This window comes from Paraburkholderia lacunae (assembly GCF_003353175.1).
Classification (GTDB): Bacteria; Pseudomonadota; Gammaproteobacteria; order Burkholderiales; family Burkholderiaceae; genus Paraburkholderia; species Paraburkholderia lacunae.
On sequence record NZ_QHKS01000004.1, the window covers coordinates 44,599 to 68,039 of the forward strand.

The 23,441-nt window shown below is 63.5% G+C and carries 19 protein-coding genes and 1 pseudogene; 8 read left to right on the forward strand and 12 right to left on the reverse strand.

Annotated features, from left to right (window positions below):
• Nucleotides 1-6 precede the first annotated feature (6 nt).
• Both DLM46_RS06985 and DLM46_RS06990 read right to left on the reverse strand, forming a co-directional pair.
• Nucleotides 7-1,303, reverse strand: a pseudogene (locus tag DLM46_RS06985) (sugar efflux transporter).
• Between the two features lie 346 nt (nt 1,304-1,649).
• Nucleotides 1,650-1,946 (reverse strand): DUF2628 domain-containing protein, encoded by a 297-nt coding sequence (locus tag DLM46_RS06990; protein ID WP_115100045.1) that lies wholly within the window; start codon nt 1,944-1,946, stop codon nt 1,650-1,652.
• Between the two features lie 181 nt (nt 1,947-2,127).
• On the opposite strand from DLM46_RS06990, the gene DLM46_RS06995 reads away from it, so the two are divergent.
• The 3 genes from DLM46_RS06995 to DLM46_RS07005 all read left to right on the forward strand — a co-directional run bounded on the left by DLM46_RS06995 (nt 2,128) and on the right by DLM46_RS07005 (nt 4,058).
• A complete protein-coding gene (locus DLM46_RS06995; RefSeq protein ID WP_115100046.1) occupies nt 2,128-2,448 on the forward strand; it encodes a thioredoxin family protein in 321 nt (106 codons plus the stop codon).
• A 64-nt stretch (nt 2,449-2,512) separates the two neighbouring features.
• The gene (locus DLM46_RS07000) at nt 2,513-2,932 is read left to right on the forward strand and encodes a secondary thiamine-phosphate synthase enzyme YjbQ (protein WP_115100047.1); all 420 of its coding nucleotides are present in this window, start codon (nt 2,513-2,515) and stop codon (nt 2,930-2,932) included.
• Nucleotides 2,933-3,038: 106 nt separating this feature from the next.
• Entirely contained in the window at nt 3,039-4,058 is a 1,020-nt protein-coding gene (locus DLM46_RS07005) for a class I fructose-bisphosphate aldolase (protein ID WP_115100048.1), read from the forward strand.
• Nucleotides 4,059-4,174: 116 nt separating this feature from the next.
• On the opposite strand, the gene glgX is transcribed toward DLM46_RS07005, so the two are convergent.
• The gene (gene glgX / locus DLM46_RS07010; protein WP_115100049.1) at nt 4,175-6,388 is read right to left on the reverse strand and encodes a glycogen debranching protein GlgX; all 2,214 of its coding nucleotides are present in this window, start codon (nt 6,386-6,388) and stop codon (nt 4,175-4,177) included.
• Nucleotides 6,389-6,595: 207 nt separating this feature from the next.
• Nucleotides 6,596-7,057, reverse strand: a complete 462-nt coding sequence (locus DLM46_RS07015; protein WP_115100050.1) for a response regulator — start codon at nt 7,055-7,057, stop codon at nt 6,596-6,598.
• A gap of 424 nt (nt 7,058-7,481) precedes the next feature.
• Here DLM46_RS07015 and zapE point away from each other — a divergent pair, with 424 nt between their 5' ends.
• Nucleotides 7,482-8,573, forward strand: a complete 1,092-nt coding sequence (gene zapE, locus DLM46_RS07020) for a cell division protein ZapE (protein WP_115100051.1) — start codon at nt 7,482-7,484, stop codon at nt 8,571-8,573.
• 102 nt (nt 8,574-8,675) lie between these two features.
• Here zapE and tkt read toward each other — a convergent pair whose 3' ends face one another.
• From tkt to DLM46_RS07045, 5 genes are all read right to left on the reverse strand, one after another.
• On the reverse strand, nt 8,676-10,760 hold the full coding sequence (tkt, locus tag DLM46_RS07025; protein ID WP_115100052.1) for a transketolase: 2,085 nt from the start codon (nt 10,758-10,760) through the stop codon (nt 8,676-8,678).
• Between the two features lie 304 nt (nt 10,761-11,064).
• Complete coding sequence (locus DLM46_RS07030; protein ID WP_115100307.1) at nt 11,065-12,351, reverse strand: cytochrome c; 1,287 nt, start codon at nt 12,349-12,351, stop codon at nt 11,065-11,067.
• A gap of 2 nt (nt 12,352-12,353) precedes the next feature.
• Nucleotides 12,354-13,964: a GMC family oxidoreductase gene (locus DLM46_RS07035; RefSeq protein WP_115100053.1), complete on the reverse strand. Its 1,611-nt coding sequence runs from the start codon at nt 13,962-13,964 to the stop codon at nt 12,354-12,356.
• Nucleotides 13,965-13,967: 3 nt separating this feature from the next.
• Nucleotides 13,968-14,417: a sugar dehydrogenase complex small subunit gene (locus tag DLM46_RS07040; RefSeq protein WP_115100054.1), complete on the reverse strand. Its 450-nt coding sequence runs from the start codon at nt 14,415-14,417 to the stop codon at nt 13,968-13,970.
• 171 nt (nt 14,418-14,588) lie between these two features.
• Nucleotides 14,589-15,695: a porin gene (locus tag DLM46_RS07045; RefSeq protein WP_115100055.1), complete on the reverse strand. Its 1,107-nt coding sequence runs from the start codon at nt 15,693-15,695 to the stop codon at nt 14,589-14,591.
• A 467-nt stretch (nt 15,696-16,162) separates the two neighbouring features.
• On the opposite strand from DLM46_RS07045, the gene DLM46_RS07050 reads away from it, so the two are divergent.
• Both DLM46_RS07050 and DLM46_RS07055 read left to right on the forward strand, forming a co-directional pair.
• Nucleotides 16,163-17,395, forward strand: coding sequence for an AAA family ATPase (locus DLM46_RS07050; RefSeq protein ID WP_115100056.1), 1,233 nt, complete (start codon nt 16,163-16,165; stop codon nt 17,393-17,395).
• A gap of 11 nt (nt 17,396-17,406) precedes the next feature.
• Nucleotides 17,407-19,146, forward strand: a complete 1,740-nt coding sequence (locus tag DLM46_RS07055) for a cobaltochelatase CobT-related protein (protein WP_115100308.1) — start codon at nt 17,407-17,409, stop codon at nt 19,144-19,146.
• A gap of 4 nt (nt 19,147-19,150) precedes the next feature.
• Here DLM46_RS07055 and DLM46_RS07060 read toward each other — a convergent pair whose 3' ends face one another.
• Both DLM46_RS07060 and DLM46_RS07065 read right to left on the reverse strand, forming a co-directional pair.
• Nucleotides 19,151-19,984, reverse strand: coding sequence for a class II glutamine amidotransferase (locus DLM46_RS07060; protein ID WP_115100057.1), 834 nt, complete (start codon nt 19,982-19,984; stop codon nt 19,151-19,153).
• A gap of 77 nt (nt 19,985-20,061) precedes the next feature.
• Complete coding sequence (locus DLM46_RS07065; RefSeq protein ID WP_115100058.1) at nt 20,062-20,736, reverse strand: MarC family protein; 675 nt, start codon at nt 20,734-20,736, stop codon at nt 20,062-20,064.
• 351 nt (nt 20,737-21,087) lie between these two features.
• Between DLM46_RS07065 and DLM46_RS07070 the strand changes: the two genes are divergently transcribed.
• Both DLM46_RS07070 and DLM46_RS07075 read left to right on the forward strand, forming a co-directional pair.
• Nucleotides 21,088-21,303 carry a DUF3311 domain-containing protein gene (locus DLM46_RS07070; RefSeq protein ID WP_115100059.1) on the forward strand — a complete coding sequence of 72 codons (216 nt, stop codon included), beginning with the start codon at nt 21,088-21,090 and terminating at the stop codon, nt 21,301-21,303.
• The gene (locus DLM46_RS07075; RefSeq protein WP_115100060.1) at nt 21,300-22,772 is read left to right on the forward strand and encodes a sodium:solute symporter family protein; all 1,473 of its coding nucleotides are present in this window, start codon (nt 21,300-21,302) and stop codon (nt 22,770-22,772) included. The genes DLM46_RS07070 and DLM46_RS07075 overlap by 4 nt, the downstream gene beginning before the upstream one ends.
• 192 nt (nt 22,773-22,964) lie before the next feature.
• Here the strand turns inward: DLM46_RS07075 and DLM46_RS07080 are convergent, their stop codons facing one another.
• Nucleotides 22,965-23,435 (reverse strand): ParB N-terminal domain-containing protein, encoded by a 471-nt coding sequence (locus DLM46_RS07080; protein ID WP_133300301.1) that lies wholly within the window; start codon nt 23,433-23,435, stop codon nt 22,965-22,967.
• Nucleotides 23,436-23,441: the final 6 nt, after the last annotated feature.

Here is a 23,441-nt window from a genome sequence, read left to right on the forward strand (position 1 = left end):
CTGGCGCTACTGCCGCACCTGAAGCTTCCGATATTGCGTCCGCACAAAACGCCGCACCGCTTGCCACATCAACGGATAGCGGTAGCCCGGCACCGCGAACAGCATCAGCGCGCAGAGCGCCAGCAGACCGCAGAACAGGAACGTGCCGCGATAGCTGAACGCCTGCACCAGCAACCCCGACAGCACGCCCGACAGAATCGACCCGAGCCGCGCCGCATTGAAGAACAGCGCGGTGGCGCGGCCCGGCGCATCCGGCATCAGATCCTGCACGTAGGTCATGCCGAGGCACGAGGTCACCGCGACCACGAAGGCGTTGAGCATCTGCATCGGGATCAGCATGTCGACGTTCCCGGCCAGCGACATCGCGATGAAATAGACCGCGTGCACCGCGGCGCACGCGGCCAGCCAGTTCGGTTTGTGCAGCGTCGACGATTTCGCGCCGAGCGCGAGCATCATCGGGATTTCCGTCAATGCGCCAAGGCCGAGCATGATCGACACGTCCAGATGCGTGCCGTTCAGACCATGCACGATGTAGAGCGGCAGCACGATCATGGTGGCGTTGGCGGCGAGGCCGAGCAGCGTCAGCGCGGCCACCGCGCGGCGAATGTCGCTCGGCGAAGCGACACCCGGCAGCGCCTCGTGCGCATCTTCGCCGGGGGCGGTCAACGGCGGCACTGTGATCGACGCCGACGGCTCGGATGCCGTGTCCTCCACCGTGTGATCGCCCAGATGGCCTTGCGGCTCCCGCATCCGCCAGACGATCGTCGCGCAGGCGGCAAAGCTTGCCGCGGCGAACAGAAAGAGCCCGTAGAAGCCGCTCGCGGCGAGCACCAGCGCGCCCACCGACGGACCGAACACCCATGCCGCTGACAGGATGGTCCGCAAGGTCGCGCTGGCGAACGCGCGCTCCGCCGGGTCCGGCACCGGCAGCGCCGCGCGGCTGAACGAGAACACCAGCGAGATGGCCGAACCGCCCGCGCCGATAAAGGCAATGCCGACCACCAGCAACAACCGGTAGTCACGCACCACGCATAGACACAGATAGCCGAGCGCGGCGGCCACCAGCGCCGCCACTCGCGTCGCTCCAGCGGCCGGCCAAGGTGCTGGCGAGCACGCCGCTGGTAGCGATCAGCGTCATGAATACGCCGAGCTTGAACGGCGTCATGGCGGCGCGCTCGACGCCGAACAGCGACAGATAGGGAGCGGTAAACGACATCGCCACCCCGAGCATGAGGGTGGCGGCGGCCAGCGGCTTGAAGCCAGGGATGCGCAGCAGATCGAAAAAACGTGAGGTCTTCAGCACGGGTGGCGGTGGTCAGGGAACGCGAGCCGCTGCCAGGCGCCATGAGCGCCGAGGAATGGGTGGCCGGATCGACGGGGCATTATCGGCTTACCTCGCTTGCTCGTAAACCCGCGCACCCGGCGTCCCAAATTCGCATAGCGTGCCATTGCTGATGAACTCGCAACGAGGAGAACGCCGCTTGCCGTCCGCTGCGCGCATTTCTTCAGCGGGTGTGTTTCAGCTGGTGTGGTTCAACTGGCGTGATTCTTCAGCTAGAGTGTTTCAGCTGACGTGCTTCGTGACGTGCATTAGCGCGGTGGATGACCTGCAAGATTCGCTCCCGCTTTGCGCCCTTGCCTCTCCGTCGTCACAGAACGACGTAACCGCGCTTTTCGAGCGTCCGCAGGTGCCATTGATTGCCGTAGACGCCGCAAGCGATGCCGAACAGGATCGACAGCGCCAGTCCGATCAGATCGCCTGCACTGCCCCACAGGCCACCCAGGAAAAGCATGATGTTGACCGCCAGCATGATGAAAGCGGCAAACCACATTCTCTTTGACAGAGCCCACACGAAGCCGAGCAGGAACGCGCCCCAGCTGAAGCCGGTGGCGACGGCGACCATTTCGTCCTTGCCCGGGTAATGCAGGTAGATTCGTTCTGTCATTTCCTTTCCTGAACGCGATGACACGCCGCTGCGTGGCGGCAATTGATGATGTTGAACACGCTGTTCCGGGGAAGATGTCCTGGCTGAAGCTGTTGCACAATGTACCAGATGATTTTTCTTACCCAATCCACAATCATCAACCCTGTCCCGCCTGAAGAGGCAAGCAACAACGGGAGTCACGATGGCTACGCAAGCAGCTTACTCACAGAAGGCCCCCTCGCGCGCCGAGGTGGACACTCTGCCGGGCGCCACGGTATTGGAATTCGGCACAGACTGGTGCGGCTACTGCCAAGGCGCGCAGGCGTCGATCAGCAAGGCCTTCGAACCACACGCCGGCATCAGGCATCTAAAGATCGAAGACGGACCCGGTCGCCCGCTGGGCCGCTCCTTCAAGGTCAAACTCTGGCCAACGCTGATCTTCATGCGCGACGGCGCCGAAGTCGCACGCGTAGTGCGCCCCGCCAACGCGACCGAGATTGCCGAAGCCTTCACGTCTCTCTGACCCGCGCGAGGATCCGGGCGCGATCGCAGCGTGCCCCGCCGCAACGCGTAAGCGACAACCCATCATGCGACAAGCCATCCACCACTTGAGCGTCAAAGCCCGCACCCGCGGACTCGTCGAATTCACCGCCGAGGCGCGCCGCTTCGTCGCCGAACAGGCGATCGGCACCGGCCTGCTGACGCTGTTCTGCCGTCACACTTCAGCTTCGCTATTGATCCAGGAAAACGCCGATCCTGCGGTGCAACGAGATCTGGAACGCTACTTCGCGAGCCTCGCGCCCGAAGACGCCGAGCGCTACGAACACGATGCTGAAGGACCCGACGATATGCCGGCTCACCTTCGCACGGCCTTGACGCAGGTGCAATTGTCGGTGCCGGTCGAGCACGGCCAGATGGTGCTCGGCACGTGGCAAGGTCTATACCTGTTCGAACATCGTCGTCACACGCCGTCGCGCGATATCGTGCTTCACCTGATCGGCGAATGATCTGCTGCCCGCGCTGTCGAAGCAGACAGCAGACCCGGGCAGATATCTGCCAATGCGTTTGCTGCACGGCTTTATCCGTCAACCGGCTTAAAGGGAGCAACCTCTCATGGGCACCCATAGCGAACTGCAGGCTACCGTTCAAGCGCTGGTCCAACCCGGCAAGGGTCTTCTCGCCGCCGACGAAAGCGGCCCCACCATCGCGAAACGCTTCGGCACGATCGGCCTCGAATCCAGCGAGGAAAACCGCCGTGCGTACCGCAATCTGCTGCTGAGCACGCCCGGTCTCGGCGAGTTCATCAGCGGCGTGATCCTCTACCAGGAAACGCTCGGTCAGAAAGCCGACGACGGTACGCCGTTTGCGCAGCTGGCGGCCAGAAACGGCATCGTGCCGGGCATCAAGGTAGACCTCGGCAAGATCCCGCTCGCGCTCGCCCCCGGCGACGAAATCACCGAAGGCCTCGACGGCCTCGCCAGGCGCTTCGTCGACTACAAGCAGCAAGGCGCGCGCTTTGCCAAATGGCGCGCGCTGTACAACATTACGGCCAGTCTGCCGAGCCGGCCCGCGATCGAAGCGAATGCCGATTCGCTGGCGCGTTACGCGGCGATTTCCCAGCAGGCGGGCATCGTGCCGATCGTGGAGCCGGAAGTGCTGATGGACGGCGATCACACCATCGAGCGTAGCGCCGAAGTGACCGAGGCGGTGTTGCACGAGGTCTTTCACGCGCTGCATCGGCATCGTGTCGTGCTCGAACACATCCTGCTGAAGCCGAGCATGGTGCTGGCCGGCGCGGATCACGCCCAGCAATCGACCACTGCGGAGATCGCGGCACAAACCTTGCGGGTGCTCAAACGTACGGTGCCGTGCGCCGTGCCGGGCATCGTGTTCCTGTCCGGCGGCCAGTCGCCGGAAGACGCCACGGCCAATCTCGACGCGATGAATCGCCTCGGGCCGCCGCCGTGGAATCTGAGCTTTTCCTATGGGCGTGCGTTGCAGGAACCGCCGCTGCAAACATGGAAGGGCGAGGCAAGCAACGTCGACGAAGCGCAAAAGGCGTTGCTCAAGCGCGCGCGCCTGAATGGCGCGGCGGCGCTCGGTCAGTACGATGCGTCGCAGGAAAAGAAGTAAGGTGGGCGGCAACGCTGGTCCGCCATGATGGGCGTTCTCCCTGGTCCGCGGGACCAGGGAGATGACGTGCCGATCGTCGGACGAACTTGGGTATGCGCATTGCCGGCCCGCCGCCGTCACTGGCCTGAGGCGACACTCTCATCGGTGGTGAGCTGCTCCTGCAAACCTTCAAACACCCGTTGCGTCGCCCGGCTCGGCGCTTCAAGCGCGAACAGCAACAACGAGCGCCCTGTCACCTGGTAAGCGTCACCAGCACGGAACTCCGGCAGCTCCGCACGCACGGGCATGTTGGTGTCGAGCAGACAGGTCCACTCTTCGCCCTCCGCAATATCGGGCAGCGTGAAGTTGACCACATCGTGATGCGCGTTGAGCACCAGCAGCAAAGTCGCATCGGACGCAGGCCGGCGAATACCGGACGCCTGTGCGCGCCCGTCGATCACCAGACCAAAGCAGCGCATCAACGGATCGTCCCATTGCTCAGGAGAAAGATCGGTGCCGTCGGGCGACAGCCAGCGCGCGTCGGTCACATCCAGCGCTTCGTTGTACTCGCCAGCGAGAAAGCGGCCGCGCCGCAACACCGGCAAACGATGACGCAGTGTGGTCAGATTCTTGACGAACTCGATCAACGCGCGGCCGTCGTCGTCGATACTCTCCCAATCGACCCAGCTGATCTCGTTGTCCTGGCAATACGCGTTGTTGTTGCCCTTCTGCGTGCGGCCGAATTCGTCACCGGCGAGCATCATCGGCGTGCCCTGCGAGAGAAGCAGTGTGGCCAGCAGGTTGCGTTTCTGGCGCTCGCGTTGCTGGCGGATCCCGGGGTCGTCCGTTGGACCTTCAACGCCGAAGTTCCACGACTTGTTGTCCGAGTGGCCATCGTTGTTGTCTTCGCCGTTGGCCTCGTTGTGCTTGTCGTTGTACGACACCAGATCGTTGAGCGTGAAGCCGTCGTGCGCGGCGATGAAATTGACGCTGGCCCACGGACGGCGGCCGCGACGATTGAACTTGTCGCCCGAACCGGTCAGGCGTTTGGCGAGATCTGCGACCGCGCCTTCGTCGCCCTTCCAGTAGCCGCGCACGGTGTCGCGAAAGCGGTCGTTCCATTCGGCCCAGCCCGGCGGAAAGCCACCCACCTGATAGCCACCGGGGCCGCAGTCCCACGGTTCCGCGACGAGCCGCACACTCGACAGCACGGGGTCTTGCCGGCAGCTGTCGAGAAAGCCTCCGCCTTCGTCGAAACCGTGTGGCTCGCGGCCGAGAATCGTCGCGAGGTCGAAGCGGAAGCCGTCGACTTTCATCTCCGTCACCCAGTAGCGCAAGCTGTCGGTAACCATTTGCAGCACGCGTGGATGCGACAGGTTCAGCGTGTTGCCGGTGCCCGTGTCGTTGATGTAATAACGTGGCTCGTCGGGCATCAGCCGGTAGTACGACGCGTTGTCGATGCCTTTGAAAGAAAGGGTCGGCCCGCGCTCGTTGCCTTCGGCGGTGTGGTTGTAGACCACGTCGAGAATCACTTCGAGGTTGGCGTTATGAAAGCGGTCCACCATTTCCTTGAACTCGCCGACTGATTCGGTCGACGACGCAAAGAAACGCGGATCGGCCGCGAAGAAGCCGATCGTGTTGTAGCCCCAGTAGTTCGTGAGCCCCTTTTCCAGCAGATGGCTGTCGTTGACGAAGGTCTGCACCGGCAGCAATTCGACCGACGTGACACCGAGGCTTTTGATGTGGTCGAGCACGACTTGCTGCCCGAGCCCCGCGAAGGTGCCACGCAGATTTTCCGGCACTTCGGGATGACGCTTCGTCAACCCGCGCACGTGGGCCTCGTAGAAGATCACGCGCTCCCACGGCAAGGCATTGCGTTCCGGATGAGTCCACGAGAAATTCGCATCGACCACCTTGCACTTCGGCACGAAGGGGGCGCTGTCGCGCTCGTCGAATGACAGATCGCCCTGTTCCGAATCGAGCGTATAGCCGAAGATTTCCGGCGCCCACTGGAGATCGCCGATGTGGGCTTTGGCATAGGGGTCCAGCAGCAGCTTGTTCGGATTGAAGCGATGACCGTTTTCGGGTTCGTAGGGACCATGCACGCGATAGCCGTAAACCGCGCCCGGTTTTAGATTGGGCACGAACACATGCCAGACCTCGTCCGTGTACTCCGGCAACTCGATGCGTTCTACTTCCGTAAGCCCCGTTTCATCGAACAAACATAGTTCGACCTTGGTTGCATGCGCAGTGAATAGTGCGAAATTGACACCGCTTCCGTTCCACGTCGCACCAAGCGGAAAGGATGTGCCTTCCGAAATACGCGTCGCATAATTGATCTGGGATGACATAGTGGTTCCTGTGGAGTCCGCCGAGCTCAACCCACGCGTACCTTGCGCGGCGCGGGCTCGCGTTCACGGATGACGCGCGGGACAACACTAGCCCACAGCGTGAAAACAGTGATCAGGGTTTTCGCGTAAGGGTTCCGCGTCGAACAGACGTACGCCCGCAATCACCTCGTCACCATTAGGCATTTTCTTCAAAACCGATAGTCAGCTTTACCGCTGCCCCGCCGTGCGCAACGCAGCAGCCGATTCAAGCACGCGCAACAGGCGCTCCGGCGTCAACGGCTTCGCACAGTGCGCATCGAAACCCACTGCTTTGGCGCGAGCCCGATCCTCACGCGATGCAAACGCGGTGCAGGCCACCAGCCACATATGCGCGGTCAATGGATTGGCCCTGAGGCGGCGTGCCAGTTCGAAGCCGTCGAGGCCCGGCATCTTGATGTCCAGCACGACCGCAAACGGCTGCCATTCGCGGGCCATTTCACAAACGGCCAGAGGATCGTCAAGTGCGCGGCACTCGAAGCCATCCGCGTTCAGCAGCATCTGCAACGCTTCGGCGGCTTCGCGATAATCGTCCACCACAAGGACGCGCCGATGCGAGGCCATTGCATACCGAATCGGCCGCCAGACTACGACGTCGTCGTTCTCGTCCATTCCGTCTTTGGGCGTCAACATCCTCTCCTTGTGTCGCGCGCGGGCAACTTCGGAATACGCGCGCAAGATTCGCTCCCGTCGGGCATTCAAGGTAGACGATTCTTCTGGCGTTTGTTTCAATTCCGGCCGACACGCTGCTAAGCGGTGCTTGTCTTCTCAACCATAGCTTACCGTGCGCAATGCTGCTCGCTGGATTGCCGGCGTTGGTCCATCAACGTATGGACTGGATCTCGCGGCGCGTCACTGAACGCACATGCGTCGTGCACGCCGCCCTTGGGGTGTGCATCGTCGAGGGCTCGCGAATAAACCAATATGAATAGAAAGGCCAGAAAAGTCAGAGCAATGAAACGCAACGCCAAAGGCAAAGGCAAAAACCGGTAACATTCCCGCGAATTGCAGCGCGTGTCGAGCCGGCAGCGCGTTTAACCCTCGGAGATACCGGCCCATGCTTGACGAAGCTCAGGTAGTGAACGTCCTCGCCGCGCGCGGCATCGTGCCCGACGCGAGCCAGCGCGAGGCGATCGCGGCACTCGTCACGCTGCTTGCGTCCAACGGACGGCGCGCCCTGTCCGGCGTGGCGCAGGCTCGTCAAGGCGTCTATTGTCATGGCCTGCCGGGACGCGGCAAGAGCCTCGTCGTCGATACCGTGTTCGAGCTGGCACGCTGCCGGAAACGGCGCCTGCATTTCCACGAATTTCTGCGCGAGATGAACCGGCGCCTCGTGAGCGAGCCACGCGGCGACGATCGGCTGGGGTCGGTCGCGAAGCAATGGCTGGACGGTGTCGAACTGCTGTGCTTCGACGAATTCCATGTGCACGATATCGCCGACGCCTTTCTCATGGGGCGTTTTCTCGATACCGCGATCGCCTTGGGCAAGCGCATCGTGCTGACTTCGAACTACGCACCGGATGCGCTGCTATCCAACCCGGAGTTTCACGAGCGTTTCACGCCGACGATCGAACAGATCAAACGTTGTTTCACGGTGATTCACTTCGACGGCGCACGCGACTACCGGTTCGGCGGCGAAGAGGCACCGCTGCCGCATTTCTTCGCACCGCTCGACGCGGCGACCGGCAACGCATTGCTGCAAATCTTCGTGCGCTACGAAGGCAGCGAGACACTGGAACCGGTCACGCTCTGCGCCGCAGGCCGCCCGCTCGCGGCACGCGCGGCGGGCGCGGCGCTGCTGTGGGTGGACTTCGAGAGTCTGTGCGTGGCGAGCCGCTCGCATCTCGACTACCTGGACCTCGCCGAGCAGTGGCAAGGTTTGATCCTCGACAGCCTGCATACCCGGTGGCTCGCGAAGCCGCATACATTGCAGCGGCTCGTCTGGCTGGTCGATATTTTCTACGATCGCAAGCGCGCGCTGTTCATCGCCTCCGACCATCCGATCGAAGCGGCGCTCAGCGGTCTCGAAGGTGCGCACGATCAGTCGAGAACGCTGAGCCGGCTCGCCGAAATGCAGTCGCGCGGCTATCGCAGCACGCTCGATGGCGCGGCCAGCGTGCCGGCCGTTCTCGCACAGCCGCTCGCTTGAGCGTGACATCGGCACATTGAAAAAAGCCGGCGCAAGCATGCCGCCGGCTCATTCACCGCACTCGCCTCAACTCGACCAGCGGGTTCTATCTCGCCGTTGCCCCTACCCCTGACTGCTCTTCGACTGAACCCGCGCAATCTGCTGTTTCGCCGCTTCATACACACGCTCGGGCGTGAAGCCGAATTTCTTTTTCAGATCGCTCAACGGTGCGGACGCACCGAACGTATGCATCACGACCTGCGCGCCCAGGCGCCCGACATAGCGATCCCAGCCGAGCGCGGCAGCCTGTTCGACGGCCACTCGCGCGTCGATGTCCGGCGGCAGCACCGAGTCCCGATACGCGTCGTCCTGACGCTCGAAGATGTCCCACGACGGCATCGACACCACGCGCGCCGCAATCCCCTCGCTCCTGAGTTTTTCGTAGACGTCGACGCATATCGACACTTCACTGCCGGTGGCCAGCAACAGCACCTGCGGCTTCTGCCCGTCAGGCGCATCGGCCAGCACGTAAGCGCCCTTCTGCACGCCCGTTGCCGACGCATAGCGGCTGCGGTCGAAAGTCGGCAACGCCTGGCGCGTCAGGACGATGCACGACGGCCGCCGCGGATGCGACAGCGCTACGCGCCACGCCTGCGCTACTTCGTTCGCGTCGCCCGGACGCAGCAGCGTCAGGCCCGGCACGCCACGTAGCGATGCCAGTTGCTCGATCGGCTGATGGGTCGGACCGTCTTCGCCGACGCCGATCGAATCATGCGTGAACACGAAGATGGATGGCACCTCCATGATCGCGGAGAGGCGGATCGGCGGCTTCATGTAGTCGCTGAAAATCAGGAAGGTCGAGCCGAACGGCCGCAGATTCGATAACGCGAGGCCGTTCACCACCGCACCCATCGCGTGTTCGCGAATCCCGAAGTGCAGGTTGCGGCCGCCATAGTTGTCATGCTCGAAGCTGCCGGCGCCTTCGAATTTCAGATTGGTCTTGGTGGACGGCGCCAGATCGGCCGCGCCGCCGATCATCCATGGCACGCGTGCGGCAATCGCATTGAGCACCTTGCCCGACGAATCGCGCGAGGCGATGCCCTTCGGGTCGGCATCGAAAGCCGGAATGTCGCTGTCCCAACCCGCCGGCAATTCGTGCGCTTCCATCTGCGCGAATTCGCGCGACAGCTCCGGGTACTTCTGCGTGTACGCGTCGTACTTCGCTTGCCACGCCTCGCGCGTCGCCTTGCCGCGCGCGCCGATGCCTTGCTCGAAGCGTTCGTGCACGCCGTCCGGCACGTAGAAGAACTTGTCCTCCGGCCAGCCATACGCGCGCTTGGCGAGCACCACTTCTTCCACCCCGAGCGGCTCGCCATGCGCGGACGCCGTGTCCTGCTTATGCGGCGCGCCCCAGCCGATGATGCTGTTGACCACGATCAGCGTCGGCTTGCCGGTCACGCGCTTTGCTTCGACGAGTGCGGCTTCGAGCGCCGCGGTGTCGTTCGCATCCCGCACGTGCAGCGTGTGCCAGTTGTAGCCGCGAAAGCGGCTTTCCACCTCGTCGCTGTACGCGAGGTCCGTGTGGCCTTCGATCGTCACGCGGTTGCTGTCGTAAATCCAGATCAGGTTCGAGAGCTGCAGATGGCCGGCAAGCGACGCCGCCTCGTGCGAAATGCCTTCCATCATGTCGCCGTCGCCGCATAGCGCGTACACACGGTGATCGAACAGCGGCGCATCGGGCCGGTTGAAATGGTTCTCGTACCAGCGCGCCGCCATGGCCATGCCGACGCTGTTGCCGAGCCCCTGGCCGAGCGGGCCAGTGGTGGTTTCTACGCCGCTCGTCAGGCGGTACTCGGGGTGGCCCGGCGTGTTGCTGCCGATCTGGCGAAAATGCTGGATATCGTCGAGTGAGACGGCGGGCTGACCGGTCGGCTTGCCCTCGTCGTCCACCGCCTTCACGTTGGCCAGATGCAGAAGCGAATACAGCAGCATCGACGCATGCCCGACCGACAGCACGAAGCGGTCGCGGTCCGGCCACAACGGTTCGTCCGGGTCGTAACGCAGATGGTGTTGCCATAAATGATAGGCAACCGGCGCCAGTGCCATCGGCGTGCCTGGGTGACCGGAATTCGCCTTTTGCACGGCGTCCATCGATAGCGTGCGAATCGTGTTGATGCACAACTGATCGAGGGCGGGATCGTTTTGCATGGGGACACTCCTTGTTCGGCGGTAGAGAACATCGCCGGGACGCACTGCATCGGCATGCCCGGCGAACCGTGCTCGTAGGGAACAACTCATCAGGAACCGCTGCCAGCCTTGGCGATGATGCGCCGATGCGCGCAAATCTGCACGGCGCGTTACATACCGGCGCGTGCAAGCGAGGCACGGGCAAGCGCCATGCCGGGCCGCCAGTCAGAACGAAAAAGGCGCGCCGGGATGCCCCGGCGCGCCTTTGTTGGTCCTGCACGTCCTGCTTTGCGTCGTCAGGAACGACGTGCCGCTAATTACACGCTTAGCGCAATTTCGCGATGTCCTTGTCGCTCACACGCGTCGCCGCCGGATTGCCGAACTGCGTCGTCACGTAGTTCGTGAGCGCGGCGATCTGCGCGTCGCTCAGCTGCGCGGCGAACGCCGGCATGCCGACGTCATTGCCCGGCGTTTTGCGCTGCACGCCGCGCAGGATCACTTGCACCAGATTATCCGGATTGGACGCACCCACTGTCGAGTTATGCAGCAGCGACGGATAGTAGCCGTCGGGCGTGCCCTTGCCGTGCGCCTGGTGGCACGTCGCACAGTTGCCGAGATACAGCCGCGCCGGATCGAGCGTGCCGTCGGTCATCGCCACGCCGCGCAAACGCGCGACGTCCGTCGAAGGACTACCCCACGCGCTGCGCGGCTGCGAGCTGCCGTCGCTCACCGCGGGCACCGTGCGAACGTAGGTGGCGATCGCATCGATATCCGCGCCGGTCATCTTCGAGAAGCTATGCTCGACTGCTTCGCCCATCGGACCGGCCGCTTGCGCGAGGCCCGGCACGCTGCCGGTTTGCAGGTACTGCACCAGTTGAGCATGGGTCCAGCCACCGATCCCGCTACGAGTCGCCGACGTGATGTTGTAGCCGTCCCAACCCGCCAGCACCGAACCGCCGAGGAAGCCGCTGCCGGTTTCGTCGAGCGCCTTCTCCTGCATCGCGAAGCCGCGCGGCGTGTGGCAGGTGCTGCAATGCGCGAGGCCTTGCACGAGATACGCGCCGCGGTTCCATGCGGCACTCTGGTTCGGCCTGGCTTCGTACGGGCCGGTCTTCAGGAACACCCAGTTCCATACCGTCAGCGGCCAGCGCATGTTGAGCGGCCACGGAATGTCGCTTTCGCGCGTGGCCTGCTTCATCGGCGCGACGCCATACCGGAAGTAAGCGTAGAGCGCCTTCACGTCGTCATCGCTGACTTTCGCGTAGGAGACGTACGGCATCGCCGGATACAGGTTATGGCCGTCCTTCGACACGCCCCTGCGCACCGCGCGATCGAAATCCGCGAGGGTCCAGTTGCCAATGCCGGTTTGCGGATCGGGCGTGATGTTGCTCGAATAGATCGTGCCGAGCATCGGCACTTTCAGCGGCAGGCCGCCGGCGTACGGCTTGCCCTTGGCGGTGCTATGGCAGGCCATGCAATCGCCGGCCGTCGCGAGGTATTCACCGCGCTTGATCAACGCGGTGTCGTTGCTGCTGACACCCGCATCGGCTTGCGCGAGAGCAGGCACCGTCAGCGCGCTGGCCAGCAGCCAGAAAAAAGTCTTTTTCAGCACGTTCAAACTTCCTTCTTCAACTGGTCTGCCATGCGAAGTGCAAGTGCGGCAATGGTCAGCGTGACGTTGACAGTGCCGACGGTCGGCATCGTCGCGCTGCTGGAAATGAACAGGTTCGGGTGATCGAAGGTGCGGCAATGCTTGTCGACCACCGAATCGCGCGGGTCCCTGCCCATGATGGTCGCGCCCGTGATGTGGTTGTTCGGCGCGAATTCGTCCTGATACTGGATGTCCGTGCCGCCCAGCACCTTCGCCGCGTTCGCGTAGACCTCTTTCGTATGGACGGCGCCGCGCTTCACGTAATCGTCGATGCGATAGGTGATCTCCGGGCGCGCAATGCCGATCGCATCCGTCTCGGTCCTGCTCGGCACGATGCGGTTTTCCGGCTGCGGCAGGATTTCGTGGAAGCAGTCGAACTCGACGAAGCGCGCCGAGCGGTCGCGAATCTGCGCATCCAGCTCGGCGGGCTTGATCAGCTTGCCTTGCGCGAAAATCTTCTGGGTTTCCTGATCGACGCGCGACAGGTTCGACAGGTGGATCTTCTTGGCCGCTTCGGTCGAACGGAACGCACCGTCGCGAAAGCCGATCAGCGAGGTCATTTCCTGCGGGCCGCGGCCCGGCCACAGCTTTTCGTCCGCGTAGAACGTGACGCCGGTGCCCGGATGATCCATCAGGTTGCGGCCCACCATGTCGGAGCTGTTGCCCACGCCGTTCGGGAAATCGTGGCTGGTGGACATCAGCATGATCTTCGGCGTTTCGATGCCGTTCGCGGCGAGCACGAAATACTTGCCTTCCACGCGATGCTCGTTGCCTTGCGGGTCTTTGTACAACGCCGCGGTGATGCGCTTTTGCGGACCGACTTCGAGCTTGTGGACCACGGCCTTGTCGATCAGCTTCGCGCCGGCCTGCTCGGCCTTTTCGACGTGCACGATACCGTTGTACATCGCGCCGATCGGGCAGATCGGCATGCAGTTGTTGTTGCCGCAGCAGGTCGGTCGGCCGTCGTAGGGACGGCTGTTGCGCGCAACCGGCTCGGTCACGACGTGGTAGCGCGCGTCGAAGCTGTTCAGCTTGCTCTTGATGGTCTGCTCGTTGTACGACAGCGGCAGCGGCGCCATCGGGTACGGCTGGGCGCGCGGCGAACCGAGCTCTTCGTCAGTCGGACCCCACACGCCGAGTTCTTCTTCGGCGCGCTGATAGTACGGCTCGAGTTCGTCGTATTGCATCGGCCAGTCGCGGCCCACCCCGTAGACCGTCTTCATCTTGAAGTCGTTCGGCATGAAGCGCCACGCGGACGCCGCCCAGTGCCACGTCGTGCCGCCCACCGCGCGAATATATTGCGAGTTGAATTTGTGCTCGCCCTTCAGGATCAGATAGTTGTTGGGCGGGCCGTATTCCGGATGCGGCGCCCATGCGCTCGACGGATACGGCGCCATGAAATCCATCTTGTCCGTCTGATTGCGAAAGCGCTCGACGATTTCCCAGCGCGGCATGCGCGGCCCTGCTTCGAGCAGGATCACGGACTTGCCCGCGAGCGCCATTTGATGCGCGACGATCGCGCCCGCGACGCCCGACCCGACGACGACGATATCGGCTTGTTGTGTTTCGGCCATTGCTTAAGCTTGCCTTTCGATGGGTTTTGCCGCCCAGAAGCCGGGCTTGTTGGGGCAATACGAACGGATGATCAGCGTGTCGGAGACCACGCCGAACATCAGCGCCTGTTCATAGGTCACGACGACGTTGTCGACCGTGCCGAGATACCAGGCTTCCATGATCTTCAGCGCGAGCGCCTGTTGGGCGGTATCGGCGGAACCGGCCGCCAACGCGCCGGCCAGCTTCGGCAGTTGCTGCGCGAGAGCGGCCGTGGACTTTTGCAACGCGGCCAGCAGGCGCGTGCCGACATCGCGATCGAGACCGGACTTGGCCGTCAGCGATTGCGACAGCGTCATGAAGGCGTCGATCGGCGCGGCGGCCGGATCGGCGGCGAGCGCTTTGAGCGCGAGCGAGCCGGCGAGACCGGCCGCCGTCAGCGCGAGCGCGCCCTGCAGCCAGCGGCGGCGCGTCATGGTCGACGCTTCACCGCTCGCTGCGCGCGCTTCGAAGGAAGTCCCCTTGGGGGACTCGCCGTGAGTGTCTTGTGGAGTCAATTGTTGTTTATCCCTTGTGAGGCGTTCAATGCTTACTGCGAGGCTATCCGTGCTGCCGAACGTGTTGCCGGATCGCTTGCCGAAGCCGCTTCAGAACTGATGCAGCATGCCGACGTACGCGCCGGTTTGCGACTCGCCCGCGAGCGGACTCGTGTTGTTGGACGCATCACGCGGCGACGCTTCCAGCGAGAAGCTCGCGTTGCCGCTGTTGCGCACGTAAGCGACCGTGCCGTACAGGAAGGTGCGCTTCGACAGGTTGTAGGTGGTGCCGAGCACGTACATCATCGCGTGGCCGGACGGATCATGTGACGCGTCGCCGGCGCCGTCGCCGACCTTGACGTAATAACCACCGCCGGTCATCGCCCAGCGCGGCTGGAAGTGATAGGTGGCGCCGAGCCAATAGTGATCCGCACTGTCGGCCACACCGGCCGGCGAATCCGGCGCCGCGTAGTGCGTATAGGCGCCCTGGATCTTCACCGCGTCGAAATGCAGGTTCGCACCGACAAAATACTCGCGCGAACTCTGGAAGATGTTGCTGAACCGGCCGTTGCTGTCGCGCAGTTCGTCGTAGATGCCGCGCACGTCGAAAAGCGGCGAGTGATACGTGAGCATGATGCCGTCCGAGCGGCCGAATTCGCCGGCCGCACCGCTGTTGAACGCGCCCGGCTGATTGCCCAACGCGTACTGCGCCTGCACGTCGAAACCCCAGAACACCGGGCTGTGGTACTCGACGTTGTTATTGGTCTGCTGCCAGTTGCGCCCGCGCACTAGAGAAGCCGATGCAAACGCCTGCTGCACGAACGGATCGAATTCCCAGACGCCGTCGCTGTCGATGAACAGATTGCGCCCGGCCTGCAGCGTGCCCCACTCCTTGCTGGACAGACCCGCGAACGCGCGCCGCGACCAGAGCCGCCCGCCGCTGGTGGTGCCGTTCATCACCTGCAATCCGGTTTCCAGATTGAAGATCGCATGCAATCCGCCGCCGAGGTCTTCCGTGCCTTTGAGGCCCAGCATGCTGGTGCCCCAGTCGCCGCCTTCCGCGCTCCAGCGGCTCGAACTGCCGCCTGCGCCATTGCCGATGTGATTCAGGTATTCAACGCCGCCGTCGAGGCGGCCATATAACGTCACGCTGGTTTGACCATAAGCCAGCGGGCTTGCCACCGCTAAGGCAGCCATTAATTTTGTAGATAGTCGCATTGTTTTGCCGTGAACTTTTTCTGTCGCAATGTTGGGCAAAGTGGACCGCTGAGCGGCCCCGCGAATGAAACAAAACTACTCGACGCCGCGTGCCGTGATTGTCTGCTGCGCGGCCGCGAATCTTGACGGAAGGTCCACAACGGACCCGGCTGCGGGCGTCTGGACAGTATTCGCAATGACCTGCTATGCATATCGGCCTACGCCGGGGAAGCGGGATTTTACCCAATTGCGAATAATCGTGTTGTAAAACTACACACTCCGCGAGTCGAACTATAGGTGATAGACGCCCGATAGCCTATTCCGCTTCATGCAATAAACTTTTGCCGACTGCGCGCTCGACATTGGAAATCAGACGCCGAATCGGCAGATCGAAAGGCACCCAAGATAAGATAGGCGGCGAATTGCCATCAGCCAAATCAAAACTCGCTATTTGCCGTGATTCGCTACTTCAATATTCGCCATTTGCCATGAACGCGCCTGAATTGACCGAAGACGAAAACCTTGGCCTCTATCAACGCGCGACCGAACATGGCGCGGAGTGGTGGCGTGTCAGCGTGGCGGACCGACCGGAAAACTACCGGCTCGAACACGGCGTCGATGACGGCAACGGCGCTGCGGCGGTCGATATCGATCTGGTGGTCGACGCGGAGAATCTGCGCGCGAAGCTGAAGAAATGGCGCCGCGAAGGCTTTGCGATCGACGCGAGCGACGCCGCGAGCGTACCGACGACGCTCGAACGCGTAGCCTTCATGCCGGAGCTCGAACGGGTGGCCGCCCTGGCTTCGGCGGCCAGACATCGGAGCACGACGGGCGCGGCGGGCGCGGCGGACACCGTGCGCATCGGCCGTACGGACGTGCCCTGCGGCGTCGGCAACCCGCTCGTGCCGCGCGTCAATCCCGCCTATCTGTTCTCCGAGCGCTTCAACGACATCGTCGAAGATATTGTCGAGAACCGGCGCGTGATGCTGATCGGCCATACCGGCGCCGGCAAGACGAGCCTGATCGAACAGGTCGCGGCGAGCTCGCGTCACGGCGTGTTGCGCTCGAATATGAACGGCCAGACCACGGTCGGCGATTTCGTCGGATTCTGGACCGTCAAAGGCGGCGAAACGATCTGGGTCGACGGCGTGCTGCCCACGGCGATGCGCGAAGGGCTCTGGCTGATCGTCGACGAAATCGATTTCGCCGAGCCGTCGATTCTCGCAGCGCTCACCTCCGTGCTCGAACCGCATGGGCGCCTCGTGCTGAAGGAGAAAGGCAACGAGATCGTCGCGCCGCATCCGGCCTTCCGGTTGTTCGCCACCGCGAATGCGGTCGGTGCGATGAGCCAGTTCCGACATCTCTACCAGGGCGCGAATCTGATGAACGAGGCGTTTCTCGATCGGTGGCGCGTCTATCTGCTCGACTATCTGAGCCCGACCGAAGAAGCCGATGTACTGATGCGCACGCTCGCGCCGCATATGACGCGCGCGTTGGCCGACACGCTCGCGGCAATCGCTGCCGACTGCCGCGCGGCATTCGCCCGCGAGGATCTGTCGAGCGCATTCTCGACCCGCCGCCTGCTCGACTGGGCCGAGCTGATGCTGCGCACCGGCGACCCCGAGCGCGCCGCCGGACCGGCGATCTACGCAAAGGTCAGCCCGGAAGACGCGGCGCTGATTCGCGGCATCGTGCGCCATCACATCGCGCCGGCCGCCTGACGGTGGGCGTGATGCACGCAGCGCGGGACACGCGGGGCTTCTCCTTCGAATCGACGCTCGGCAAGATTGCGCGCGTGCTCACCGGGCAATACGGCGTGACAGTCGCGTTCAGTCCGGATGGGCCGCGTGTCGAACCCGGCCGCATCGTGATTCCCGACTATGAGTTGAGTGGCGGCGCCGAGCGCGACGTGTTGATCGGCTATCTGGATCTGCTGGTGGCGCGCGCCAGGTATTCGTCGCTCGCGCAACTCGCGGCGTTGCCGTCCGGCGTCGCGGCCAGGCTGGCGCAGGTGATCGAAGACCGCCGCGTGTGCGCGCAGCTGCTCGACGAATATCCTGGTGCGCGCTGGTTCATCGGCAAGCTGCGCGTGCACGCCGCGCGCGAGGCGCGGCAGCGTTGGCAGAAGCTGCATTGGCGCGACCGGCTGGTCTGGCTGGTGGAGCGCGCGCTGTGGGACGAAACGCCGAGCGCGACCGAGGCGAGCCATTCGCTGATGGCCGCGCTGCATGCCGCGCAAGATTTGCTCGAACAGGCGCGTGCGAGCGGCTCGACTGCGCATAGCATCGCGGCGGCGCAAGACTTCGTGGCGCGTGTGCGGGCGCTGTCGGCCGGCGAGTTCAACAGCATGATGTTCAGCGCCGATCCGCTCGAGGACATCGACACGGAAACCGCCGCGTCCTCGTCCGAACCGTTCGGCGACGCCGCCGCCCTGCCCGATCTGGATAACGCCGCCGCACCGCCAGCCGGTCAGGGCGGCAGCGCGCAGGCGGAGAACGCGGTCGGCATGGGGCAATCGCTAGCCGATGCGCAGCAGCCGTCGGCACGCTCCGCTGGCGAAGCTGGCGCGGCGGCAGATTCCGCACGCGCGCTGCTGTCGATCCCGCTCGCCACCGAATTCGACGAAATCACCGATGTCACCGGCCAGGGCGACAGTGCAACGTGGCGCGAACTACGCAACCAGGCCCGCGAGGAAACCGCGCCGCTCAAGGAGAAACTCGAACGCGCATTGAGCGTCGACGAACGCACGCGTTGGCGTCGCGAACAGGAGCGCGGCGAAATCGACCGCACCTCGCTCGCCAAGCTGGCGACGTCACCGGGTTACCGCACGCCGTTTCGCACGCAGCGGCCGACCCGGGGACGCGATGTGGCCGTGAGCCTGCTGATCGACCGCAGCGGTTCGATGGCCGGGCGCAAGATCGAACTCGCGCGGCTCTGCGCGAGCGCGCTGTGCGATGCGCTCACGCAGTTGTCGTTCGATTGCGAAGTGCTCGGCTATTGCTCGCTCGAATCGGCGCCGATGAAGCAGTTGTACGAGCGGCAAGTATCGGCGGGCGTGGATTTGCGGCGCTATAACCGCTTCGTCGAGCGGCTCGATCTGAAAGTCTATAAACGCTTCGGCGCGGCCGATCTGAGCGGCATCGCCGAAATCGACTGCGGCCACGAGAATCCCGACGGCGAGGCGCTCGCCTGGGCGGCCGCCCGGCTCGCCGATCATCCAGCCGGAAGGCGCATCCTGATTGTGTTCTCCGACGGCTATCCGTCGACCGGCGACGGCGACCCGCACGTATTGCGCAGCGACCTGCGCGAACGCATCGCGGCGATCGGCAAGCGCGGCATCGAACTCGTGGGCATCGGCGTACTGACCGATGCCGTCGAGGATTTCTATCCGCACAACGTGGTGGTGAGCCGCCTCGCCGAATTGCCGGCGACGGTGTTCTCGGTGCTGAGCGCGATGCTGCTGACGCGCTGACTCGCTACGCCAGCTCAGGCGTGAACGGGTATTGCTCGATCTCGCCGCCGCGCGCGACCACCGCGGTGCTTTCAGGAATCGCTTCCCACCAGCCCGGCAGGTCCACCAGCGGCTCCGACAGCACCAGAAACGCATTCTGCCCGGCTGCCAGGATACGCGGATCGTCCGGATACAGATCGCGCAGGTGCCGGAACGACGTGCTGTGAAAGAGCGAACGCGACTGCCCTTCGCTCGAATAGCGCACCGCCACGATCTGCTCGCCGTCGGTGGCGCAGACCGTCATGTTCAACGGCTCGCCGACGCCGTGTTTGCGCCCGGTTTCCTCGATGAAACCCACCATGCGCTCGAGCGCGGCGACAGGCGCCCGTTCCAGACCGAAGGTCAGCGCCAGGTAGAACATCACTTCGGAATCGGTCGAGCCTTCGATCAACGGGAACAGTTCGGGCGCGATCGCCAGCATCAGATCGCGGCGCACCGCGGGATAGTCGCGCACCAGGCCGTTGTGCGCGAACAGCCAGCGGCCGTAGCGGAACGGATGACAGTTGGTTTCCTGCGATGGCGTGCCGGTCGCCGCGCGCACATGCGCGACGAACAGCGGCGCGCGGATGGCGCGCGCCGCCTCGCGCAGATTGCGGTCGCTCCAGGCGGGCTGAATGCAGCGGTAGCGAAACGGAATATCGGTCGGATGACCGTACCAGCCGATACCGAAGCCGTCGCCGTTGGTGGTCGTGTGGCCGAGCCGCGAATGCAGGCTCTGGTCGATCAGGGAATGTTTGGCGCGGAACAGCACCGCTTCGAGGTGAATCGGGTTGCCGGTATAAGCGAGCCAGCGGCACATGGGTCTCCCTCCTGTTTCGGCACGCTCGACAGACCTGAAGCGGACCGGGCGTGGCACTGCACTCGTGGCACTGCGCTCTATTTGACCACGGGCTGCATCTGCGCGATCGGAATCAGGAATTCGGAGAAGCCGGTCAGCATGATCTGCACGCCGATGCACAGCAGCAGGAACGACGATACCCGCATTGCGACCTTGGTCCCTTCCACGCCGAGATACTTGGCGAAGATCACCGCGCGGCTGTAGATCAGGTAGACGACTAACGCCACGACGATCGAGATCACCACCGACGCGATACTCGACAACACGAAGTCGGACAGCTTGTGCGTGCGGTTCGCGGTCAGCGCGATGGCGGTGGCGATCGAGCCGGGCCCGGTGGTCAGCGGAACGGTCAACGGGAAGAACGCCTTCGACTTCGCTTTATCCGCATCCACACGCTTGACGGGTTGCTCGGCCGGTTGCGTATCGGGCGCGTTGAGCATCTGCCAGCCCCCTACCGCCACTGCGAGGCCGCCGCCGATGCGCAGCGCCTCCATCGAAATGCCGAAGAAATGCAGGATCGGCGTACCGACAAAAAACGCCACCAGCAGCACGCACAGCACGTTGATGGCGATTTTCCTGGCGAGCGCGGTGCGCTCCTCCATGGTCAATGAAGCAGTCCGGTCGAGGAAGACGAAAGCAATGCCGATGGGGTTGATGATGCTGATCAGCCCGGTAAAGCCAAACAGAATGTCCGAGATCAGACTGTCGACCATATGCGATCCATATCGGGCAGCGGCTCGGGCGGATTCGCCGCGCACCGTGCGCCGCGCTGTGTTGAAGGGGCTGGACGCGCTATGTGTCGTCCAGGTTCGTTTGCTCGGGTGGCGTGAGCGGATCATATCGCGGCGCGGCACGCTTTATCGCGAATCGCACGATAAAGCGTGCCGATGCCTCGCGCGACTGACATTGCAACGCAGCAACCGCGCTGCCGAAAGATGCTCGCACAACTTTCGGAAAGCCTACAGTTTTTTGACCAACTTTACGCCACCGAAGCATCAGGCTTACAGTCGCCACCGAAGCCACCCTTTCAACGAGACGTACTCACCGGTTCGAGGAGTTGCCCCATGTTGCTTCGTGCGCTCGCCGCGTTGCCGTTCATCGGCATTGTGCTCGGCATCGCGTTTGTCAATCGTGTCGAACCGCTCGTGCTCGGCATGCCGTTCGTGCTGGCCTGGATCGTCCTCTGGGTGGTGCTGAGTTCGATCATCATGGCGATCGTGTATCGTCTGGACCCCGCCAATCGCCGGATTGCAGCTGAAGGCGAGGAGCTCCGATCATGAGCGCACTCGTCATCATCGCGGCCATCACGCTGTTTGCGCTGTACCTCGGCATGCGCGCGCGGCGCGGCCACGACATGAGCCTCGAACAGTGGACCGTGGGCGGCCGCAGCTTCGGCACGGCCTTCGTGTTTCTGCTGATGGCCGGCGAAATCTACACGACCTTCACCTTTCTTGGCGGCAGCGGCTTTGCATACGGCAAGGGTGCGCCGGTCTACTACATCCTCGCGTACGGCACGCTCGCGTACATCCTTTCGTACTGGATGCTGCCGCCGATCTGGCGTTACGCGAAACAACACCATCTCGTCTCGCAGCCGCATTTCTTCGCGCGCAAATACGACAGCCCGGCGCTCGGCACGCTGGTGGCGCTGGTCGGCGTGGCCGCGCTGATTCCGTATCTGGTGCTGCAACTGAAGGGGCTCGGCATCATTGTGGCGACCGCGTCGTACGGCGCGATTTCGTCGACGGCGGCCGTGTGGATCGGCGCCGCGGTGGTGACTTCGTATGTGATCGTCTCCGGCGTGCGCGGCTCGGCGTGGAATTCGGTGGTGAAGGATCTGCTGATTCTGGCGATCGTGTTGTTCCTCGGCATTTATCTGCCGCTTCACTACTACGGCGGCTTAGGCAACATGTTCCACGCGATCGATGCCGCCCGTCCCGGCTTTCTGACCTTTCCGGCCAAGGGTTCGAGCGTGACCTGGTTCCAGTCGACCGTGCTGCTGACCGCACTGGGATTCTTCATGTGGCCGCACACGTTCGGTTCGGTCTACACGGCAAGAGACGCGCGCATTTTCCGGCGCAACGCGATGGTGCTGCCGCTGTACCAGTTGATCCTGCTGTTCGTGTTCTTCGTCGGCTTTGCCGCCACGCTGAAGGTGCCGGGCCTGAAGGGCGGCGACATCGACCTGTCGCTGTTCCGCCTGTCGTTGCAGACCTTCGACCCGTGGTTCATCGGCGTGATCGGCGCCGCGGGCGTGCTGACCGCGCTGGTGCCGGGCTCGATGATCCTGACCGCGGCGTCGACGCTGCTTGCCAACGATGTTTACCGCGGCATCGTGAACCGCGACGCGTCTGACGCGACGGTGGCGAGTCTGGCGCGCATCCTCGTGCCGGTCGTTGCACTGGCGGCCGTGGGCTTCACACTGCACGGCGGGGAGACGATCGTGGCGTTGCTGCTGATGGGTTACAGCTTCGTGACGCAACTGTTCCCTGCGGTGATCTGCAGTTTGGCGCCGCGCAACCGGGCGACGAAACAGGGCGCGTTTTGCGGCATTCTCGCCGGCGTGACGGTGGTCGCCGTGACGACGACGATGCATCTCAGCGTTGCGCAGTTGATGCCGTTTTTGCCTGATGCGTTGAAGGACGTGAATGTGGGGTTTCTGGCGTTGGCCGTGAATGTGATCGTGTTTGCCGCAGTCAGCGCGATGACACAGCCGCGTTCGGCCGAGCGCGCGTCCGCGGCGGTGCAGTGAGCGGTTTGGCTTGGCGGCGCGTTTTTGCATTCGACGATCCCGACGGATCTCGCATCGTCCTGCAAACTGCAGCGTGGGGTTGAATACGCTCGGAAGCGCCCTGCGTGTCCGTGCGTTTCAACCTGCCCCACGTCTCACCCCAGTGAAGCCATCTGCGCTCCACTCGTTGGAGTTCACACCGTGGTGACGAAGCTACATCGGGGTCCCCTTGATTTCAGTGCGACTTGCCGGTGTAGGCCGATCCAGGCGCGACAGGGCCTCTCGCTCTCCCAATAGCGCGGCGATTTCGATACTGCACTCCGGCAGCGGTCGAGGAAAAATATGCCGCGTCGTCTTTGACGGATAAAGTAGCCGCGCGCGTGAACGTGCGATGATTTGCGCGCCATCTACACAATAATCAGGCCGACGCGCCTCCACGCCGACCTGCGCGTAATCGAGCAGCACGCACGGCACGCGCGGCAGCGATAGACGCCGCGCTGCCGCCAGCCGGTGATGCCCGTCCATCACAGCAAGGCTCGCGCGCTCGAGCACGATCGGCGCAGTCCAGCGGCCGCTACGCGCGATGTTGTCCAGCACTTCGAGGAGCCGCGTCTCGTCGTGCTCTTCGTTCGGCAAGATCCGTTCGGTTGGAATCAGTTCGATGGCCCAGGTGTCATGTTGCATGGCGTG

Excerpts from the sequence above, each read along its gene's own strand:
- DLM46_RS07075 (WP_115100060.1), top strand. The coding sequence starts at position 21,300 with ATGAGCGCACTCGTCATCATCGCGGCCATCACGCTGTTTGCGCTGTAC.
- DLM46_RS07015 (WP_115100050.1), bottom strand. The coding sequence starts at position 7,057 with ATGTTGACGCCCAAAGACGGAATGGACGAGAACGACGACGTCGTAGTC.
- DLM46_RS07050 (WP_115100056.1), top strand. The coding sequence starts at position 16,163 with ATGAACGCGCCTGAATTGACCGAAGACGAAAACCTTGGCCTCTATCAA.
- DLM46_RS07005 (WP_115100048.1), top strand. The coding sequence starts at position 3,039 with ATGGGCACCCATAGCGAACTGCAGGCTACCGTTCAAGCGCTGGTCCAA.
- DLM46_RS06990 (WP_115100045.1), bottom strand. The coding sequence starts at position 1,946 with ATGACAGAACGAATCTACCTGCATTACCCGGGCAAGGACGAAATGGTC.
- DLM46_RS07035 (WP_115100053.1), bottom strand. The coding sequence starts at position 13,964 with ATGGCCGAAACACAACAAGCCGATATCGTCGTCGTCGGGTCGGGCGTC.
- DLM46_RS07070 (WP_115100059.1), top strand. The coding sequence starts at position 21,088 with ATGTTGCTTCGTGCGCTCGCCGCGTTGCCGTTCATCGGCATTGTGCTC.
- zapE (WP_115100051.1), top strand. The coding sequence starts at position 7,482 with ATGCTTGACGAAGCTCAGGTAGTGAACGTCCTCGCCGCGCGCGGCATC.
- DLM46_RS07065 (WP_115100058.1), bottom strand. The coding sequence starts at position 20,736 with ATGGTCGACAGTCTGATCTCGGACATTCTGTTTGGCTTTACCGGGCTG.
- DLM46_RS07045 (WP_115100055.1), bottom strand. The coding sequence starts at position 15,695 with ATGCGACTATCTACAAAATTAATGGCTGCCTTAGCGGTGGCAAGCCCG.
- glgX (WP_115100049.1), bottom strand. The coding sequence starts at position 6,388 with ATGTCATCCCAGATCAATTATGCGACGCGTATTTCGGAAGGCACATCC.
- DLM46_RS07060 (WP_115100057.1), bottom strand. The coding sequence starts at position 19,984 with ATGTGCCGCTGGCTCGCTTATACCGGCAACCCGATTCACCTCGAAGCG.
- tkt (WP_115100052.1), bottom strand. The coding sequence starts at position 10,760 with ATGCAAAACGATCCCGCCCTCGATCAGTTGTGCATCAACACGATTCGC.
- DLM46_RS06995 (WP_115100046.1), top strand. The coding sequence starts at position 2,128 with ATGGCTACGCAAGCAGCTTACTCACAGAAGGCCCCCTCGCGCGCCGAG.
- DLM46_RS07080 (WP_133300301.1), bottom strand. The coding sequence starts at position 23,435 with ATGCAACATGACACCTGGGCCATCGAACTGATTCCAACCGAACGGATC.
- DLM46_RS07055 (WP_115100308.1), top strand. The coding sequence starts at position 17,407 with ATGCACGCAGCGCGGGACACGCGGGGCTTCTCCTTCGAATCGACGCTC.
- DLM46_RS07040 (WP_115100054.1), bottom strand. The coding sequence starts at position 14,417 with ATGACGCGCCGCCGCTGGCTGCAGGGCGCGCTCGCGCTGACGGCGGCC.
- DLM46_RS07000 (WP_115100047.1), top strand. The coding sequence starts at position 2,513 with ATGCGACAAGCCATCCACCACTTGAGCGTCAAAGCCCGCACCCGCGGA.